Origin of the sequence: Xanthobacter tagetidis (assembly GCF_003667445.1) — a bacterium.
GTDB classification, from domain to species: Bacteria; Pseudomonadota; Alphaproteobacteria; order Rhizobiales; family Xanthobacteraceae; genus Xanthobacter; species Xanthobacter tagetidis.
This window is the reverse complement of record NZ_RCTF01000052.1, coordinates 1-719: the sequence shown is the minus strand read 5'-3', so window position 1 is coordinate 719 and position 719 is coordinate 1. Positions and strand designations below refer to the sequence as shown.

The window sequence follows — 719 nt, the reverse complement described above, 5'->3', positions numbered from 1 at the left end:
ACGTCATCCAGGCGACGATCCCCGCAGAACTGCTGGACGCCGACACCAAGTACCACATCAACCCGACAGGCCGTTTCGTCGTCGGCGGTCCCATGGGCGACAGCGGCCTGACCGGCCGCAAGATCATCGTGGACACCTACGGTGGCATGGGCCGTCACGGCGGCGGCGCCTTCAGCGGCAAGGATTCCACCAAGGTGGATCGCTCGGCTGCCTACATGGCCCGCTACATCGCAAAGAACATCGTCGCAGCCGGCCTTGCCGACCGCGCCGAAGTACAGCTCGCCTACGCCATCGGCGTCGTCGAGCCGGTCTCGGTCCTCGTTGAGACCTTCGGCACCGGCAAGGTCGACGCCAGCGAACTGACCGCAGCCGTCCGCAAGAACTTCTCGCTGACACCCAAGGGCATCATCGAGACGCTCGACCTGCGCAAGCCGAAGTTTCAGCAGACCGCAGCCTACGGCCACTTCGGCCGCATCGGAGACGACTTCACCTGGGAAAAGACCGATAAGGCCGAAGCGCTCAAGGCCTCGGTCGGACAGACCGCAGTCGCAGCCAAGTAACTCCAAATCCGCAAGACAAAAAGGGCGACCCGCGAGGGTCGCCCTTTCCTTTGCCTGACGGACTCTACTTCGCTGCACGCTTCGCAATGATCTGCGCCGAGATGCCGTCATACGTCGCCTTCGGCACAATGCCCCGCGTCACCAGCTGGTTCTTCGCCG

1 protein-coding gene is annotated in these 719 nt (G+C 63.7%); it reads left to right on the top strand.

The window, feature by feature from the left end; translation table 11 throughout:
- Positions 1-560, top strand: a 560-nt coding sequence (locus D9R14_RS22700; protein ID WP_170168717.1) for a methionine adenosyltransferase domain-containing protein, incomplete at its 5' end; no start/stop codon positions are given.
- Positions 561-719 lie beyond the last annotated feature (159 nt).